The sequence below is a fragment of the Pseudanabaena sp. Chao 1811 genome, from assembly GCF_027942295.1.
Lineage (GTDB): Bacteria > Cyanobacteriota > Cyanobacteriia > Pseudanabaenales > Pseudanabaenaceae > Pseudanabaena.
On record NZ_CP101416.1, the window covers coordinates 3,957,545 to 3,976,502 of the forward strand.

15 protein-coding genes are annotated in these 18,958 nt (G+C 40.0%); all 15 read left to right on the plus strand.

The annotated features are described in order from the left end of the window. Positions 1-162: 162 nt before the first annotated feature. Positions 163-1,959 carry an ABC transporter ATP-binding protein gene (locus NMG48_RS18195; RefSeq protein ID WP_271252846.1) on the plus strand — a complete coding sequence of 599 codons (1,797 nt, stop codon included), beginning with the start codon at positions 163-165 and terminating at the stop codon, positions 1,957-1,959. Positions 1,960-2,066: 107 nt separating this feature from the next. Continuing rightward, positions 2,067-3,701, plus strand: coding sequence for a GMC oxidoreductase (locus tag NMG48_RS18200; protein ID WP_271252847.1), 1,635 nt, complete (start codon positions 2,067-2,069; stop codon positions 3,699-3,701). A gap of 91 nt (positions 3,702-3,792) precedes the next feature. Then, positions 3,793-4,911, plus strand: a complete 1,119-nt coding sequence (locus NMG48_RS18205) for an NAD-dependent epimerase/dehydratase family protein (protein ID WP_271252848.1) — start codon at positions 3,793-3,795, stop codon at positions 4,909-4,911. Between the two features lie 116 nt (positions 4,912-5,027). Further along, positions 5,028-6,101 carry a Gfo/Idh/MocA family protein gene (locus tag NMG48_RS18210; RefSeq protein WP_271252849.1) on the plus strand — a complete coding sequence of 358 codons (1,074 nt, stop codon included), beginning with the start codon at positions 5,028-5,030 and terminating at the stop codon, positions 6,099-6,101. Next, complete coding sequence (locus NMG48_RS18215) at positions 6,098-7,015, plus strand: glycosyltransferase (RefSeq protein WP_271252850.1); 918 nt, start codon at positions 6,098-6,100, stop codon at positions 7,013-7,015. The genes NMG48_RS18210 and NMG48_RS18215 overlap by 4 nt, the downstream gene beginning before the upstream one ends. A 70-nt stretch (positions 7,016-7,085) precedes the next feature. After that, positions 7,086-8,216, plus strand: coding sequence for an NAD-dependent epimerase/dehydratase family protein (locus tag NMG48_RS18220; protein ID WP_271252851.1), 1,131 nt, complete (start codon positions 7,086-7,088; stop codon positions 8,214-8,216). 30 nt (positions 8,217-8,246) lie between these two features. Next, positions 8,247-9,488: a glycosyltransferase family 4 protein gene (locus NMG48_RS18225; RefSeq protein ID WP_271252852.1), complete on the plus strand. Its 1,242-nt coding sequence runs from the start codon at positions 8,247-8,249 to the stop codon at positions 9,486-9,488. 35 nt (positions 9,489-9,523) lie between these two features. Continuing rightward, on the plus strand, positions 9,524-10,537 hold the full coding sequence (locus NMG48_RS18230; protein ID WP_271252853.1) for a decaprenyl-phosphate phosphoribosyltransferase: 1,014 nt from the start codon (positions 9,524-9,526) through the stop codon (positions 10,535-10,537). A gap of 52 nt (positions 10,538-10,589) precedes the next feature. Then, positions 10,590-11,111, plus strand: coding sequence for a YqeG family HAD IIIA-type phosphatase (locus tag NMG48_RS18235; RefSeq protein ID WP_271252854.1), 522 nt, complete (start codon positions 10,590-10,592; stop codon positions 11,109-11,111). Positions 11,112-11,132: 21 nt separating this feature from the next. Beyond that, on the plus strand, positions 11,133-11,471 hold the full coding sequence (locus NMG48_RS18240) for an SMR family transporter (protein WP_271252855.1): 339 nt from the start codon (positions 11,133-11,135) through the stop codon (positions 11,469-11,471). A gap of 72 nt (positions 11,472-11,543) precedes the next feature. Beyond that, the gene (locus NMG48_RS18245) at positions 11,544-12,653 is read left to right on the plus strand and encodes an acyltransferase family protein (RefSeq protein WP_271252856.1); all 1,110 of its coding nucleotides are present in this window, start codon (positions 11,544-11,546) and stop codon (positions 12,651-12,653) included. Positions 12,654-12,700: 47 nt separating this feature from the next. Then, the gene (locus NMG48_RS18250; protein WP_271252857.1) at positions 12,701-13,303 is read left to right on the plus strand and encodes an acyltransferase; all 603 of its coding nucleotides are present in this window, start codon (positions 12,701-12,703) and stop codon (positions 13,301-13,303) included. Between the two features lie 11 nt (positions 13,304-13,314). Then, a complete protein-coding gene (locus NMG48_RS18255; protein ID WP_271252858.1) occupies positions 13,315-16,644 on the plus strand; it encodes a hypothetical protein in 3,330 nt (1,109 codons plus the stop codon). A 77-nt stretch (positions 16,645-16,721) separates the two neighbouring features. After that, positions 16,722-17,852 (plus strand): glycosyltransferase, encoded by a 1,131-nt coding sequence (locus NMG48_RS18260; RefSeq protein WP_271252859.1) that lies wholly within the window; start codon positions 16,722-16,724, stop codon positions 17,850-17,852. 150 nt (positions 17,853-18,002) lie between these two features. Continuing rightward, a complete protein-coding gene (locus tag NMG48_RS18265; RefSeq protein ID WP_271252860.1) occupies positions 18,003-18,923 on the plus strand; it encodes a phytanoyl-CoA dioxygenase family protein in 921 nt (306 codons plus the stop codon). The last annotated feature ends 35 nt before the right edge of the window (positions 18,924-18,958 follow it).

Consider the following 18,958-nt stretch of genomic DNA (forward strand, 5'->3'; position numbering starts at 1 on the left):
TCTTCTAGCAAGCAAAAGTGAGTAAAAAATTTTAACTTCTGCGTATGTTTAATAATCAAGGTTTACTAAAAGCAGATGCTATGCTTTTGCCTATCCAGTAGGCTTAGATACTCTTACAAGCCTATTCTTTATTAAAGAAATCTATCAAGGGTATGTTGTTTAATGGATTATTTGTCAAAGTTTCTATTTGTTATATCTGCTCAAAAGATTAAACTTTTACTGATAGTAACTCTTTTTATAACTATTTCTCTGTTAGATGCCGTAGGCATTGGACTAATTGGTCCATTTATTGGTTTAGCAGTTAAACCTGAAGCAATTCAGGGGAATGTTTGGCTGTCTAGTATTTACGGATATCTAAAATTAAGCAATGTCAATCAGTTTATCGCTTTGTTAGGATTGGCTGTTGTTCTTCTCTTTTATTTTAAATCATTTCTCTATTACCAAATACAGAGTTATGTATTGAGATTTTGTTATACACAGCAAGTATTGCTGCGTTTGAGAATGCTGCGTACTTATCTATCTCTACCCTATACATTTTATTTAAAAACAAATTCTGCCCATGTAATTCAGAGTATTAGTGGTGAATCTGCTAACTTTACTTACTCGATCGCTATTCCACTTTTAAACTCGATCGCTAATTTATTTGTTTTAGTAGTCCTTTTACTACTTATGGCAAAAACAGATTTGTTAGCGACAGTAAGTATATTTGGATTACTTTTAGTTGTAGTTGTTCCATTTCATTATTTTAGACATAAGGTTGCTGCTTGGGGAAAAGATGGTGTAGAGGCAAATACAGAGACAATTCGAGTGGTTAACCACGCAATCGGTGGCTTAAAAACTACAAAACTAATTGGCTGTGAAAGCTTTTTTGAAAATCAGCTACTTGCTCAGTCCAATAAATATGCAAGAGCCGCTAGTCTGTTTCATTCTTTTCAGCAGCTTCCTCGCATTGTCATCGAAACATTGCTAATTACCTTTGTGGTTGGATTTGTGTCTTTGTCATTAATCATTGTCGAACGTTCGGATAGTTTAGTCTCGGTCTTAGGTATTTTTGCGATCGCCTCTGTGCGAATTATTCCTTCGGCTAGCCAATTGTTAACATGCATGGGGGTACTACGAAACAATAAACCAACTCTGGATCGTCTCTACTTAGATTTGAAGGAATTAGAAGCTCCAGAATCACTAAAATATCTCAACATGTCTGGGAATAAAACACATACTATTAGCAATAATCGAGTTCATGCTTTTACAGACAAATTGGTAATTGATCAGCTTAATTACTCATATCCTGGGGTGGCTAGAAAAGCTTTAAACAATGTCTCTTTGGCAATTCGTAAGGGAGAATCAATCGCTTTAATTGGCAAGTCAGGAGCAGGTAAAACAACTCTGAGTGATATATTCTTGGGTTTACTGATACCCCAGTCAGGAGACATTCAGGTAGATGGTGTATCTGTATACAGCGATCTCCGAGCTTGGCAAAATTTGATCGGGTACATTCCTCAATCCATTTTTCTAATGGATGACACCATCGAAAGAAATATTGCCTTTGGATTGCCCGATGATCAAATTGATAAGCAAAAGCTAGATCAAGCCATCAAAACTGCACAACTTTCAGAATTAATTGAACAACTACCTGAGGGGATCCATACTTTCGTGGGCGAAAATGGTGTGCGTCTATCTGGAGGACAGAGGCAGAGAATAGGTATTGCGCGTGCGCTTTACTATGAGCGTGAAATCTTGGTGCTAGATGAAGCAACTTCTGCTTTAGACAATGAAACTGAAAGTTTGATTGGTGAAGCATTACGAGAATTGGGACGCACTAAAACAATGATCGTAATTGCTCACCGATTAACAACGGTCGAACATTGCGATCGCATTTATGAGATGAGTAATGGTGAAATTGTGAGATCGGGTAGCTATCAAGAAATTGTTATAGAAGGAAAAAAATATGAAGATTAGGGAGTTTTTAAAATTAATTTTTAATTAATTATGGTTGTTTTCAGATTGACAAATGTTAATGAGAAAATAAACGTAAATTGTGAAACCTGTAATATTAAAGGCTACCAATGATTATTGATGCAAGATCACTCCCCTCCGAAGAAAGTCTTGAAACCCATGTTTGTATTATTGGTGCTGGACCAGCGGGGCTGACATTGGCACGTGAGTTTGCTAATCAAAATTTTCAAGTCACCTTACTCGAAAGTGGTGGATTTGAATTTGATTCAGAGATTCAATCCCTTAATACGGGAAAAGTAATTGGCGATCCCTATCCTGAATTAAGCGGCACCCGTCGCCGTCAATTTGGTGGAACTTCACATACTTGGGAAGGTCAAAATGGTTATAAAGAATATGGATTTCGTTGTCTTCCCCTAGATGTAATTGACTTTGAACAAAGAGATTGGCTGCCCTATAGTGGTTGGCCATTTACAAGGACAGATCTTGATCCTTTTTATGAACGAGCGCATCAGGTTTGCCAAATAGGTCCCTATGCCTACAAAGCTGAGGATTGGGAAGATCAGCGAGCGGTACGTTTACCTTTTAAAAGCGATCGCATTGGCACATCCATGAGTCAATATGGACCGCGATATCCATTTACAGAGGAATATCCGCAGCAAATTAAGCAGACTCCTAACATCACGACAGTCATTTATGGCACTGTCGTGGAAATTGTCACCGATGACAGTAATCAGACGGTCACGCGCTTGCGGATTGCTGCATCAAAGGATAAACAAGTTTGGTTAAATGCCAAGATATTTATTTTGGCGACAGGTGGATTTGAAAATGCCCGCCTATTATTAGCATCAAATAAGCAACAAACATCGGGCTTAGGAAATCAGAATGATGTTGTCGGTCGATATTTTATGGATCGTCCCATCCTAAGCTGTTCACTGATCCCCTATAACCATAAGCTTTTAGAGCAAACAGCCCTTTACGACATCTACCGCACCAAAGGGGTTCCTGTGATGGCAAGAGTGCGTCTATCCGAAGATTTGATGCGGCGTGAGCATATCCTCAACAATGGCGCTCAGCTATTTCCCAGACCTCAAGAGCGTCAAAGAAAGGCAACTTTAGCACTGCGTTCTTTGGGTTCTGCAATACGCGATCGCCAGTCACTGCCAAATGTAACCAAAAACTTGATCACAGCATTGAGTGGAGGGGATTATATTCTGGTGGCGGGTTTCTGGGCAGCGATCAGGAAAATTCCTGCCCTGCGCCGTGGTGATTGGTCATATCTCCCCTATGAGAAATTAAGATTCTCTCAATTTGAAATTTTCTATCAAATTGAACAAGCACCCGATCCTAATAACCGAGTTACCCTCAGCGCAGAGCGAGATTTTCTCGGACAGAACAAGGTAGAGGTTCATTGGAAATTAAATCCGATTGATATCCAAAATGCGGTTCGGGTACAGGAAATTTGGGCTGAAGAATTTGACAAGGCGGGTCTAGGTAAATTGCAGTTTGCCAAGAAGCGAGAAGATTGGAAATTTGAAAATTTAGCCATGCATCACCATATTGGTTCTACGCGCATCAATAACGATCCTAAGCAAGGAGTCGTAGATGCGAACTGTAAGGTACATGGTATTTCTAACTTATTCATTGCAGGCAGTTCTGTCTTTCCCACGGCAGGTTATTCTAATCCGACACTCACGATTATTGCCTTATCCCTAAGACTCGCAGACCATATTAAAACTCTGATCTAACTATCATCAAGCACTTGACTATAGCTATGTATAGGGATGCTAAGTTAATTCATCATGATTTTTATAAACTCTAGATTGTTTAAGGTGAAAAATGAAAATTGGCATTGTGGGAGCCACTGGATTCGTTGGTAATCGAGCCGCCGAAATATTCCATGCTCAAGGACATGAAATCATCCCTATTGTTCGTTCTATTGCCAGTGCCGATCGCCTAACTTTAAAAAACTTAAACTATCAGATTGCTAGTGCCTTTGATCAATCCCAATTAGCAAAGGCTTTTAGAGGTTGTGATGTCGTAATTCACTCCGTCTTAGGCAGCCCCGGATTAATACGCGGTAGTGTGGAACCTGCCTATAAAGCTGCTCAAAAAGCAGGAGTGAAGCGCATTGTCTACTTAAGTTCGATGATTGTCCACCGCTCTGCACCTGCAATCGGTACTACCGAGGCTAGTCCGCTAGTGGAAAATCAAAAATTCCCTGCTCATCCTGCAAAAATCGATGCTGAACGCAAGCTCCTCAAATTACGGAAAAGTGGCTCCGTAGAAGTAGTAATTTTTCGCCCTGGGGTAGTCTTTGGTCCGCGATCGCGTTGGGTGTCAGATTTAGCAGGTCAGCTTTCTCAGGGAACAGCCTACTTTATCAATGGAGGTAAAGGCGTTTGTAATAGTGTCTATATTGACAATCTCATTCATGGCATTCAACTAGGGATGACAACACCAGAAGCGGATGGTGAAGCATTTTTTGTAGGCGATCGCGAAGAGATCACATGGTTTGATTTTTATAGTCCTTTTGCAGAAGCCTTTGGTGTTGATCCCACCCAGATTCCCACCCTGCCAATCCCTGAGTTTGCGCGTAGCCGTAAAAAGGAGTTGATCAGTGCAATTACTAACTCCCAATTTGTTCAGAAACTTCTCGCCTCAGTGCCTGAAGATCTCAAAAACAACCTCAAAAATATAGTTCCCAAACGCAAGAAACCACAATCTAAGATGGAAGTAATCGAGCCAGTCGAAGCATTGCCCAAAATAGAGACAAAACCACAACCCGTCGTCAATGAAATGATGGCAGAATTGCAGCAGTCTCAATACAAGCTTCCTTTTACCAAAGCCGAGAGAATCTTAGGCTATGCCCCAGTTGTGACCTTTGATGAAGGCTGTCGTCTTTCCATAGAGTGGTTATCGCAATTAAAACAATTTGAGCCGTTACTTAAAAAGTAGAGATTTGAAATTGATCCTGAGGGAAATTAAAAATCTCTACTTTTTTATATAAACCTCATTTTTTTACATTCGCCAATGTCTAATGGGACAACCTCTCAAGATAAAAAGGAAATATTATGACCCTCAAGGTAGCAATTGCAGGGGCGGGACATATTGCTCATGTTCATGCTCAAGCCGTCAAAAATCAAGGTGGGGAAGTAGTCGCAGTAATTGAAAAATTTTTAGATAAAGCGACTGCCTTCACTCAAAAATTTTCCATACCCCATCAATACGCAACCATCGAAGAAGCCCTTGCTGAAGCCAAATTTGATGCTTTAGTAATCGGTACTCCTAATTTTCTCCATGCTCCACAGGCGATCGCTGCTTTAAATGCCAAAGTCCCCGTTATGGTAGAGAAACCAATGGCACTTAATGCAATGGAAAGTGCTGAGGTAATTGAAGCAAGCTTGCGATCGCAAACAGTTTTACTAGTCGCCCACTGCTGGCGTTTTGATGAAGAGGTTTTATGGTTGCGATCAAAGGCTGAAAAGCTTGGTCAAATTGTTCGTACTAAGGGCTATGGTGTGCATACCCACTGGGGACCTAGAGGCTGGTTTACTGATCAGCAATTAGCAGGGGGTGGGGCGATCGCCGATGTTGGGATTCATGCGATCGATACAACTAGATTCTTGATTGGTGATCCGCAGCCTGTGAGTGTATTTGCCAAAATTGGTACATACTACAAAGATTTCGATGTCGATGATACAGGTGTAATTATCATTAACTGGGATAATGGTACAACCTCCTATATTGAATCAGGCTGGTGTCAACCCTATGTTGACAGCCCCCTTGCAGGGACACATCTTTATGGTAAAAAGGGTTTTGGACAGATCTTTCCTACGCGATTACTGCTTCCCAACAGTAAAAAAGCAAAAAGTTCAGATCGCTCCCTATTTAATCGTGTACTATCTAAATTCAAGAAACAAGAAGAAATAGTGGAGGTAAAATCAAATTTTATATTTCCGCGCAAGGCTCATTTCCCCCAATCTATGTATGATCGCCAGATGGCGCATTTTTTTGACTGTATTAACACTAAACACACACCTATCTCTGGCGGTATTGAAGGAGCAATCAATATGCAGATCGTCGATGCAGCCTATGCAAGTGCGAAAACAGGGCAGGTAGTAGAAATCACAGGAATTAGCCGATGATTGAGCATAATCTTGAAAAAATCGCTGGACAAAATAAAGTGGGACAGTTTAATCATTTTTTTCTAACCAAGTTTAATGTTAGAAGTTTTCCAGAACTCAGACCAGGATGTGAACCCGCATGGCTCGAAAGGAGATTTAATCTATTTGATCAATACTGTTTTCCATCCGTCTCGAAGCAGTCCAATCAAAACTTTAAATGGCTAGTCTTTTTTGATGTCGATACCCCAGAGCATTTCAAGCAAAAGATTGCCGACTATGCTCAGGCATGGGAAAACTTTATCCCAGTCTATTTAGATTGCCCCTTGCCCTACGGCGCATTTCCTGATGATGTCAGAACCGTTGTCCGTCGGTATATTCCTAGTGATTGTGAATACCTGATTACAACTTGGCTGGATAATGACGATGCGATTCATAAAGATTATGTACAGTGTATCCAAGAAAACTTTGAGCCGAAAGATGGAGAAACCTTAAACTTTTTCTTTGGCTATCAGCTAGCTGAAGGGAAGCTTTATTTCGATTTTGAGCTTGCCAATCACTTCATTAGCTTAATCGAAAAATATAATCCTGAATCTTTTAATACCTGTCTATGCAGACCCCACAAGGAACTCTATGAGGTATGTAAATCTGCGAAAAAGATTTTCTGTAAACCTCTATGGATTGAAGTTGTGCATGGCTCCAACTACATGAATGTCTATCGTCGCGGCTTTCGCATACCAGTTGGTAATATCTTGGATGATTATGCCCTTAAAGCCGAGGAGCCGAAGGATCAAGAACAAACAATTCCATTCCTGCTAGAACAGGCAAAGATTTCGATTTTCTTTCCCTACTACTTTCTCAGAAAGGTGTTTTTGCGAATCAAGCATAAACAACTAGATGAGTTAGCGATGAGTAGTTTTAAATTTAAAAAATACTAATTTTAGATAGGCGGTACAATACACCGCCTATTCTCGTAAAAACCAATATTAACTAGCAGAAATTATATCTATGAAAGTTCTCATTACTGGTGGTGCAGGGTTTATTGGCAAGTGGTTAATTGAAAAAATCCCCACTGAATTTGAAGTGATTGTGCTCGACTCTCTCGATCCACAGGTACATACTAAATCGCAGGATTTCGCGCCAGAGTTAAAAGCTCGCGCTCAATGTATTAAAGCCGATATTCAAGATATTGCTAATTACAAAGAGATTATCGAAGGGACAGATGTTGTTGTGCATTTAGTAGCCCAAACTGGCACGGGGCAGTCAATGTATGAGATTAGCCGCTATGTACAGGACAATGCCAACGGTACAGCAAAATTACTAGAGCTAATTTCCTCTCTCCAGCATAAGCCTCGCCGTGTGGTTCTATCTTCCAGTCGCGCTGTCTATGGTGATGGCGCTTACACCGATGGTAAGTCAGTTCTCTATCCTAAAGGTAGGAATCTAGAGAACCTCCAAAGTGGCATTTGGGAAGTATGTAGCCCTGAGGGGGAAATCTTAAAACCCTTGCCCATGCGCGAAACCTATCTCACCAAGCCCACCTCTGTATATGGCTTAACTAAGTTATGGCAAGAGCAGCTATTAGAAATTTACTGCGAGAGTCAGGCGATCGACTTGGTGACATTGCGATTCCAGAATGTGTATGGACCTAAACAAGAGCTAGGCAATCCCTACACTGGCATTATTGGCATTTTTACCAATGCAATTTCTCAGGGAACGCCATTAGAGCTTTTTGAAGATGGCTTAGTGACGCGAGATTTTGTGTTTGTCGGCGATATTGCTGATGCCGTTGTTAAATCGATCACTACTGAAAAAGCTTTGAATACAACAATTAATGTCGGTAGTGGACTAGCCGTAACTCTGATAGATGTTGTGGAAACGATCGCCCAGCTTCTCAATAAAAAAGCAGACTATAAAATCTCAGGACGTTTCCGCATTGGTGATATTCGCCATGCTGTCGCTGATATGAGCCACTACGAAACACAGTTGGGCAAATGGGAACCAACTTCCCTTAAGGATGGACTATCGCAGTATCTTGATTGGTATCTGCATCAAGAGCCGCTTAAGCCAGAAGTGTTACAGGAATCTTTGAAGGAGATGGAACGTAAGGGATTATTGCAGACTAAAAAAACTAGCTAAGCAATAACGCTTTACCAAACCCTAATAAATATGAAAGTCTTACATCTGAGTACCTCTGATATTGACAATGGAGGCGCAAGGGCTGCTTATCGCTTAAGTCAGGGATTGCAGTCCATAGGATGCTCTTCGCAAATGCTAGTACGCGCTAAATTTAGTAGCGATCGCACTGTCACGGCTGACAAATCACTCTTGACTAAATTGAGTCCCCCAATATCGGGACTACTACTGCGGCTTTATCCAAAACACAAATACGACACTTTCTCTCCTCAATGGTTTCCTGATGTTCTTGCCTCAAGAGTTGCTCAGATCAAGCCAGATATCATTAATTTACATTGGGTTTGTAATGGCTATCTCCAAATTGAGACATTACCTAAATTCAAAAAACCCTTAGTTTGGACATTGCATGATATGTGGCCCTTTACGGGTGGCTGTGTCTATACCCAAGAATGCGAAAAATACAAAGTATCTTGTGGTAGTTGTCCGCAATTAGGTAGCGATCGCCCTAATGATCTGTCTAACTGGGTTTTGCAAAGAAAAATAAAGGCTTGGCAAAATCTCAACCTAACTATTGTGGCAACTTCTTCATGGATGGCAGATTGTGCTAAATCTAGCTCAATTTTCCAAAATACCAGAGTAGAAACAATTCCTTTAGGGCTAGACACCGAGATATATAAACCAATTGATAAATCCATAGCCTGTCAGTTGCTAAATCTGCCACAGGATAAGCAGCTAATTCTGTTTGGAGCAGTTAATCCCACTTCTGATCCCAGAAAAGGATTTCACCTATTGCAGCCTGCGCTTCAGCAAATTGCTCAAAATGGTTGGGGCGATCGCGTTGAACTAGTTGTTTTTGGTGCATCCAAGCCAGAGAAAGAAATTAATCTAGGATTTAAAACCCATTATTTGGGATATTTCAAAGATGATCTTTCTCTATCACTAGTTTATTCAGCCGCCGATGTGACGATTGTGCCATCCATTCAAGAAGCCTTTGGACAAACTGCTTCTGAGTCTATGGCTTGTGGTACTCCTGTGGTTGCGTTTAGTAATACTGGAGTGAGGGATATTGTCGATCATCAGCAAAATGGCTATTTGGTGACTCCTTTTGAAATTGACGACCTGACTCAAGGAATTATCTGGATACTCGAAGATAAGGAACGTCATCAAAAATTGCAGGATCATGCTAGAGACAAAAGTTTGCGAGAGTTTGCTAATGAGGTGCAAGCTCGTCGATACTTATCTTTATACGAAGACATCGCAGGTTTAAATAGTTAATCTTTAAATTTATAGAATTATTTTTTTCAAAAACTATGGCGATCGAAAAAGAAGAGCAGAATCTAGCAGTTGATGATGATCCAATTATCAGTCAACCCCAAAAATCAACTAAACCATCGAGTTTCAAAGTATTTTCTGCTCATTTAAAAGCACTGCGACCGAAACAGTGGACTAAGAACCTAGTTGTATTTGCAGCTCCACTTTTTGCCTTTGAAATCACTACAAGATCTCTGTTTGGCGGCTTACTCGCTTTTTGCCTTTTTTGTGCTACTTCCAGTAGCTTTTATTTAATTAATGACATTCTTGATGTTAAGTCCGATCGCCAACATCCTGTTAAGTCAAAACGACCGATCGCTTCAGGATTAGTTTCTGTTCCTAATGCGATCGCAATGGCAATCATCCTTTTGGCATCAGCCTTGACGATTAGTTGGTGGCGTGACTCAGGGTTAGGATTAGCGATCCTCAGTTATGCGATTCTCCAAGTTTTATATAATCTCCGCCTCAAGCGGACAGTTATTTTAGATGTCGTTGCTATTGCTATTGGTTTCATTCTTAGAGCCTGTGCTGGAGCTGCCGCTACAGGTATTGTTCTGTCTTCATGGTTTATTCTCTGTACAGCTATGCTTGCCCTGTTTTTAGGTATTGAAAAGCGCAAAGCTGAGCTAAGACTATCAGAATTAAGGGGCAAGAAATCTCGTGCTGTCCTCCAACGCTATTCTCTATCCCTATTGAATCGGATGGAAACCGTAGCAACCAATGGCACAATCATTACCTATGCGCTTTGGAGTTCTGGACCAATTGTTCGTGGAGCTTCAACATCATGGATGCTAGTTACATTACCTTTTGTTATGTATGGCATTTTTCGCTATCAATTGTTAAGCGATCCCCAAGAGATTGCCCGTCGTAGCGCTGATACTGAGCTAGGGGGACAAACCGAGCGACCAGAGGAGGTTTTGTTGAATGATCAACCGATCCTAATGACCGTAATAACTTGGATTGCTACAACATTTGGTATTTTAGTTTTAAAAAAATATGGACTTATTTCTTGACATTAACTTGACATTAAATTTGGATATTCAACTTTAGATATGGAGATTTGCAATGACTTCCTTTCCAACTAAGGCAGATACTTTAGCTTCTATTGATCTTAATCGTTTAGTATCGTTGGGAATTAAAGGAGTCATCCTCGATTTAGATAACACAATTATTTCTGAGGATGATCGCTATCTATCACCTCATGCCGAAGATTGGATTGCACAGGCAAAAGATTTGGGATTGCAATTTTTCTTCTTATCAAATGGCAAAAGGCGCTATCGTGTGGAGTATTGGTCTCACCACTTAAATATACCTGCAATTAGTCCAGCTAAAAAGCCCTTTCCAAGTGCATTTCACAAAGCAATGAAGCATATGCAGCTTATACCAAAACAAGTTATCGTAATTGGGGATAGTCGCCATACAGATGTTTTTGGGGCATGGCTATCAGGTTGTCGCAGCATTCAAGTTGCCTCTCTACCGCATCCACCTCGCTGGTGGGAAAAACTGCTAGGAAAATATGTCCAAACGCCCTATCCTAAAAAACTTGAACTTTGGGATTATCAAGCCTCAATTCACAATCAAAACTAGACTGTACCTTTTTGGTAAACTATGCAAAGTTTTCTTGTTTCGTCAATACTTATTTTAATTACAGTAGGACTCAATACCATAGCCCAAGCGCTCCTTAAATTAGGTTCTGGTCAAAATCCATTAAATTTCTATTTATTAGGAGGCTTATTCGCTTATGGTTTAAGTACAGTATTTTACATTGTAGTTTTAGGCAAATTTAATCTCTCAGTGGCTTATCCCGTCATCATTGGTTTAACGGTTTTAGCAACTACTATGACAGGAGCTTTTTTATTAGGAGAAAAAGTAGCGACTGTTCAGTGGTTTGGAATTGGACTTATGTTAAGTGGGATATTTGCGATCGCTTTAGGTAAATTTAATTAATGGGGGGATGTTTTTTTATTCTAAAAATCTGAGATACAAAACTTATTTAACTCAAATAATTTACAACTGATCATGGTTGCTAATAATAACGATCAAAAAACAAAAAAGTTTGAGGGATTTGATTTCTTACGGGCAATTTTTGCGATCGCTATAGTTGCCGATCATGCTGGTCTTTTTTCTGTTGCAACAATACAAGAATTAAACTTTGTAACAAATGCTTTGTATGCTAATTTTAGCTATGTTGCAGTTCCAGTATTTTTCCAAATATCACTATTTTTATTTTATTTTAAAGGTGAAAAATTGGAACTTAGTAGCTTTTTCAGAAAGAGAATAGTTAAACTAATTTATCTTTATCTTTTTTGGGTTTCTACTTTTACAGCTTTAAAGATTTTGTTTGCAAAAGGATTAACTGGCTTCACTGGTTTTGATTCTTTATCGGTTAGAAGTGCCCTTGAATTCATAATTAGTGGTGGCAATTCACCACTTTATTTCTTCTTCTCATTGATTTTCATAACTAGTCTTGCTAGTGGAGTAATTTTCTTATATAAGAAAACAGAAAATAACTCTTTGCAACTATTGATTAGTTACTGCCTACTTGTCCTGTCTTGTTTGTTAATACTTTCTTTTTCAGTAACTGACATTGTTATTAACCTTATTGGTAGTCAAGAAATACCTGCTATGGCAGCAATATCCAATATTGCCCGTTGGAATTATAACCCTTTAAATTTCCTGCCTTATCTATTCACTGCATCGATCACTGTACAGGAGTTCTATCAGGGTGATTTACAAAAACAAGCTTCATACTTGAACAAGAGACTGTGGAGTTTATTTTTGCTGTTTTTGATATTTACTTTGTTGGAGTGGGTTTTACTTAAAAATTTACTTCACTATTCGAGACTTTCTCTTGTATTTGGATCATGGTTACTTCTATATCTTGCATTGATATCAAAACAAAAACCTACATATATTATTTCTCTTGTTTCAAGTCTATCATTAGGTATTTATGTAATACATTTATTTCTTACACATATTTTTTGGATAGAAGTTCCAAACTTCTCCAATATAACTTTTGATTTTCTACCTAGATTATATGTAATAGTTAGGTTTGTAATTGTCTTAGTCTCTTCTATTGCTATAACTTATCTTTTGAAAAAGACTAAATTCCTAAATAAGTTTGTCTAAATTTTGATTTATCCTTATCTTGATTTTTAACTTTAGTAATTAGTCTTATGAATCCTAAACTGGCTCTGAAGTGGTTGTTTTGGCGATATCAGAAATCTCAGCTAGGCGCTATTGGCGAATATTCAAATGTCAGTATATTGGCAGATATACGTGGAGATAAAAAAAATATTTCGTTAGGGAATAATGTCACGATATGTAAATATACAACCTTAGAAGTCGATCCTTCTAATAATGATAAATCTAAAATCATTATTGGAGACAATACTTTAATAAGCTCATTTGCAATTCTTCGTACCTACGGCGGGACAATTCAGATTGGAAACTCATCTTTTGTGAACTCATTTTCAGTTCTCTATGGACATGGCGATCTGATTATTGGCAATGGTTGCTTGATTGGCCCCCAAGTTACGATTGTTCCTGTTAACTATGGGTTGCAAGATCGCAATATTCCATTTAGACAACAAACTCCCACTTTAAAAGGAATCATTATTGAAGATGATGTTTGGATTGGCGCTGGCGTGACCATTTTAGATGGATGCACAATTGGCAAAGGATCGGTGATTGGGGCTGGAGCAGTTGTAACTAAAAACGTAGAGCCTTATTCTATTGTTGGTGGTATACCTGCTAAAAAGATTAGGATGCGCGAGTAGATTAGGTGAAAATGAACAGACTAAAAACAATTAATTTTAACTTCGCTTCACCACTGGTAAAGTATGTTCGTCAGTATCGAATTGATATTTTGATAGTAGTGGGCTTAGCGATCTCGATCGCTATTTCTACCTATATTGGCACTTATCAGCTTCCTGCACCTCTTTTTACGGATTTATACGCTCAAGATGTCTGGTTTGGTGGTGACATCCCTACAGTCTTTGGTAATCTCACCAGTCTGAATAGTGATTTTGGTCGCAACAACAAGCATCCTCTATTCCCTCTCATCGTTTTTCCCCTAGTCTTTCTTGCTGGCAAGCTATTTCACCTCGATCCACTTGCCGCAGCGAGACTTGTAGCTGTTGGAGTCTCTACACTTTGGGTTGGCGGACTGTACGCTTTATTTAGGGGCATGGGTTGCTATCGACTAGATGCCACTTTACTCAGTCTAGTCGGTGCAGTGAGTGCTGCTTCGATCTTTTGGTTGATTATTCCTGAGTCATTTCCCCTTGCATCTCTGACTTTCATTTTAGGTTTAATTTTCGTTACTCTAGCGCAGTTCCGTCCATTTACAGGTGCTTGGTATATTGCGATTAATGTGATCACCGTGAGTATTACCATCACTAACTCGATGGTGGGCATTTTGGCTACGCTAGTAAATCATAGCTGGAAAAAAGCAATCCAGATTTTTGGCGGTTCTTTATTGCTAGCGACGGGGTTATGGATTTTGCAACGGATTGTATTTACCAATTCTGGGTTTCCTTTTCAGCCAGGGACTTTTATTGGTGAAAAGAAGTTTATCGCCACTGCCAGTGGCGGCACTTTATCCTTCCTAAGTGCTTTCTTTTATCAAACGATGGTCATGCCAGCCACTCAGTTTGTGGATTTTGCAATTCGTCCTGACTGGGTAAAGATAGATGCTAATCTCTTAGCTCCAGCATCGGGAAGCTGGTGGGGAACTGCTGCTATTGTCAGTTGGACGGCTCTATTGCTCTTGGGTTTGTGGGCATTTGTGACCATTAAGCAGCATAACAAGCTACGGATTGTGCTGGGATTAACTCTATTAGCTCAATTGGCAATGCACAGCATCTATGGTGCTGATGAGACTTTTATCTATTCCCTCCACTTCATCCCTCTATTACTGACTTTGACTGCTTTTAGTCTGTTAACTCGCTTGCGTATAGTCAGTCTGATCCTCGCAGCAGTTTTGATTATCAGTGCGGGGATGAATAACCGTGCCCAGTTTACAGCGATCGCCGCTAATCTTTGGAATTATGGCACGCCCCAACAGCAAGTAGAAGCACAAATGAAGTTACGCCCTGCTGATTTTGGGTTGCGTAATGTGGGGCATGTGGTCTTGGCAAATCCTAACAGTTCTAAGACCAATAAAGCTTTTCATGATATCGGTGGCAGTTTTAGTCCACAGGCAGGTAGCTTTGGGATTTCGATTTGGGTTGTTGATCGACAAGGAAATATCAAAACAACCAGCGATCGCATCCCTCTCAATGAAATTCAGCAGCAATTTACCGATTTCGCTCCTCAAAAAGCGCCGAAAATCCTCACGAAAACTAAATACTACGAAGCATCTTGGGCATTACCCAAAGCAGGAAGTTGGCAACTGAATCTTAAATCCTTAACTAGTGGCGATGATCGCTTAGTTGTCGCAGTCCGCAGTGTTGGTCCCGCAGGTGGGGCGATTCCTTCTCTTGATTGGAATGGCAATCGTTTGCTGATCAGCGATCGCTGGCTCATCAAAGATATTCCTAAGCAGGCAAAGGTGTATCTAGGTAGTGAAAGTACATCGGGATGGAACCGTGAGCAATCTGAAATTTCGCAATGGAAAGACCTCCATGGATGGATCTATGCGCGAATTGAGCTTAATCCTAGTGAAAATGCAAATTTACTAATCGAGGATAGTCAGGCGATCACTGATATAGAAACACCATCTACCTCCCTCACATCTAATCTAGTCCTAGATTTACCAGATCCTCAATTTACAGACAGCTTAAAAGCTCAGATTGCTCATCTCACGATGGGAATTGCTGGTAACCGCACCTACCCTAGCGATCCCGTTAGCTATCCTCTATCGCGTTTCCGTGATGGTGCTTACCAAATGGTGGCTCTAGCCCGTGCAGGACAACTAGATTTAGCCAAGCAACTATCCCCTTATTTTGCTGAAAATGATTTCATTAATAGCACCCTTCCTGAAGCCGATATTCCTGCTCTCGGTATCTGGGCGCTCGAAGAAGTAGCGATCGCCCTCAAGCAGCCTGACTATGATCGCTGGTTATGGTCACATATTCAGCGCAAAGCCAAGTTGATCGGCGATATGTTAGCTACCAATCGCCCTGGATATCCCATCTTGAGCGCAGCTAAAGCTCCCTTTGCCGAAAATTCTGAATTGGTGAGGGTAGATCTTTCATCAGGAAAAATGGAAAACACTCCTGATGCGATTAATATCGATCCCTCGGCTAATGTGATTAGTTACCGAGCTTTACTGGATGCGGCAGCTTTAGCCGATCGCATCAAGCAACCTGAATCTGCGAAACTATGGCGATCGCAAGCCGAAAAGTTAAAAGCAGTTTGGCAAAAAGATAATCCCATACCTAATCAATCCACCAATCAACAACCAAAGTCCAAAGTCAAACCCCCTGAATTTTCTGCTTTTACCGATGGACTTTGGCCCACTGGTATTGCTGAGGGCGATCGCGCCGCCCTCACACAAGTATTTCAAAAACGTTGGGCAGGTTTAAAGGATAAGTCTGGAGCCTTTAGCCCTGTATCTCCGTCCATCCAAACGAATATTGCTGAAGCGCATCAATGGGTACTGCTCGATCAGCCAGAGTGGGTATGGCAAGCACTCAAATGGACTTGGCAGAACCAAGCATCCTCTGGTCTATATACTTGGTCAAGCGATCGTAGTGAGCTAAGTGACAAAGCTTTGCCTAAAAGCTTTTCTCAATGGCAAAGATTGCGAGGACGAATTAACCCAAGCCAACTCACCCCCCATTACTGGACATCTGCGGAGATGCTACTGCTTCAGCTAGATATGTTGACCTACATCGATCATTCCACCACTCCATCTACTTTAATTATCGGTGCGGGAATTCCTAAGGATTGGTTGAGTAAATCAATCAGTGTCAAAAATCAAGTGATTGATGGCAACCTCATTGACTGGGCTTGGGATGGTAAGCAAATGAATGTGCAAATTAAAGGTGAAACTCTAAAAGTCAAATTAGGCTCATCATTTCCTAGTGGAACAACTCTAAAAGTAGAAGCTATACCCAAAGAAGTTCCATTAAAAGAAATTTCGCAACCCCAAGAGCTACGCTCTTCCCAGTGAGTAATTAGCATTGTGCGGCGAAGCCGCACAATGCTAATTACTCACTCCCACTATCTGTAAATTAACATTGAGATGCAATGACAAATACTAATCCTCGTGTAGCTTTTTTTATTGGTTCCTTTGGCGGTGGCGGAATTGAGCGCATTACTGCACGTCTTGCCCATAGCTTTGTAAAATTGGGTGTAGATATTGACTTAATCTTGAATCGCGATGACGACACACACCTATGGAGAATGCCTGCGGAAACTCGAATTATTAACCTTAACACTCCCAACCTATACCTAAGTTTGCCAGGATTAGTGCGCTATCTTAAACAAGAACGTCCTAATGCTTTATTGTCAGCCGATCATTACCTTAACGAAATTGCGTTATTATCTAAACGAATCTCAGGTGTAAAACTGCAATTAGTAGTTGCTGAGCATAATCAATTGTCTAAAACAGCTCGAAACGCTACCAAACTTAAGGGGAAATTGGCTCCCATATTCGCACGAATCTTGTATCCTTGGGCCGATGGTATTGTAGCTGTTTCTGAAGGAGTTGCTAAAGATCTGGCTCGTACCGCTTCTCTACCATTAGAAAGAATTCAGACAATTTATAATCCCGTCATTAACGATGAGATGTTGGCAAGTGCCAAAGAACCTTTAGATCATCCTTGGTTTAAATCATCTGATATACCAGTTATTTTGGGAGTCGGTAAACTAGAAGCACAAAAAGATTTTTCCAATCTAATTAGGGCATTTGCCAATGTGCACCAAGTTAGACCTGCACGCCTTGTGATTCTCGGTTGGGGCCCTGATCGCCCTGAACTAGAAGCACTAATTCAAGAATTGGGTCTACAAGAGGATGTGGATTTACCAGGATATACCCAAAATCCATATGCTTATATGGCGCGATCGGCAGTATTTGTCCTCTCATCAGCTTGGGAAGGATTACCTACTGTCTTAATCGAAGCAATGGCGTTAGGAATACCCGTTGTATCTACTAACTGTGAGAGTGGACCATCGGAAATCCTAGCAGAAGGTAAATATGGTTACCTAACTCCTGTAGGAGATAGCAAAGCCCTTGCTGAATCAATTTTGCAGGTTTTAGCAAGTAATCATAAACAAGTTGATGCAGAATGGCTTGCCCAATTTGGCTTAGAGACAGCTACTTCTAGATATCTTAATATTCTTGACATTAACAAAAACTATTCAGTCACTAACTCCTGATATTAATGAATAATAAACCATTGTCTGACTTAAGATAAGTTCGCGATTTATACTTCAATAAATTATAAATATAAAAATAAATATATTGCGCTAAAATTAAAATCATTTATAATTAAGATTGCTTTTATAAAAATATGTTGGAGGTTAGATGTGTCACTTAATAAGCTTCCCATAAATGAAAAAAATGCTATCAAGGAATACTATGATTCCTATGGTTATGTGATAGTTGAAAACTTGTTAAACCATTCTAGAATTCAAGCTCTTCTTGATGCTTACGAGATAATCAAGCATTCCAAATCTTTTGTTTTTTTTAGTCAGGATACTCACCTGCCTACAAAACCAAAGCTAACTCAAGAAGGATTTATGGAGAATTCAATATTAAATCCTGCAAGTTTGAAACTTTGGAAGCGATTTTCACAATCTGTAGAAGAATGTCTAGTTGATGAAAATATTACTGCGGTTCTTAATGTACTGTCAGAAGCATCTAGTTATGTGATGATGCAAAATATGTTTTTTGACAAATCAACAGGCACTGTGGAACATCAAGATCACTACTATCTAGACTCAGAACCACCAGGGAAAATGGTTGCTGCATGGTATTCATTGGAAGATATCCATGAAGATGCAGGCTGCTTTTTTGTTCTTCCTGGTAGTCATAAGGGTAGAGTGATTGAAAGAAAAAGTGCTTCAAATTTTTCCGACCATGATACTTTTGTAAGACAAATCAACGATTTAATTAATGAAGGTAACTACGAATATCGTAGTTTTCCACTCAAAAAAGGTGATGTGCTTTTCTGGCATCCCTACACTATTCATGGAGCTTACAACAATCGTGATCCCCGATTCAGTCGCAAATCCCTAACTGCTCACTATTATCCTAGTGACTTGACTCCTCTTTACGCAGGCAAGGTTCCCACACATAGAAGAACATCAAATTCAAATATCACGATTCTAGGTAGCCAAAAGGAATGCTATATATCTAATGCAATGCATTATGTAAGATATGTAGCAAATTATGTCAGAGGTAGAGGTCCTGATTATGATATGCGAAGGAATAGCTATACGACATAGAGAGATTTTTACAGGACTTACTCTTTTAGATAAAG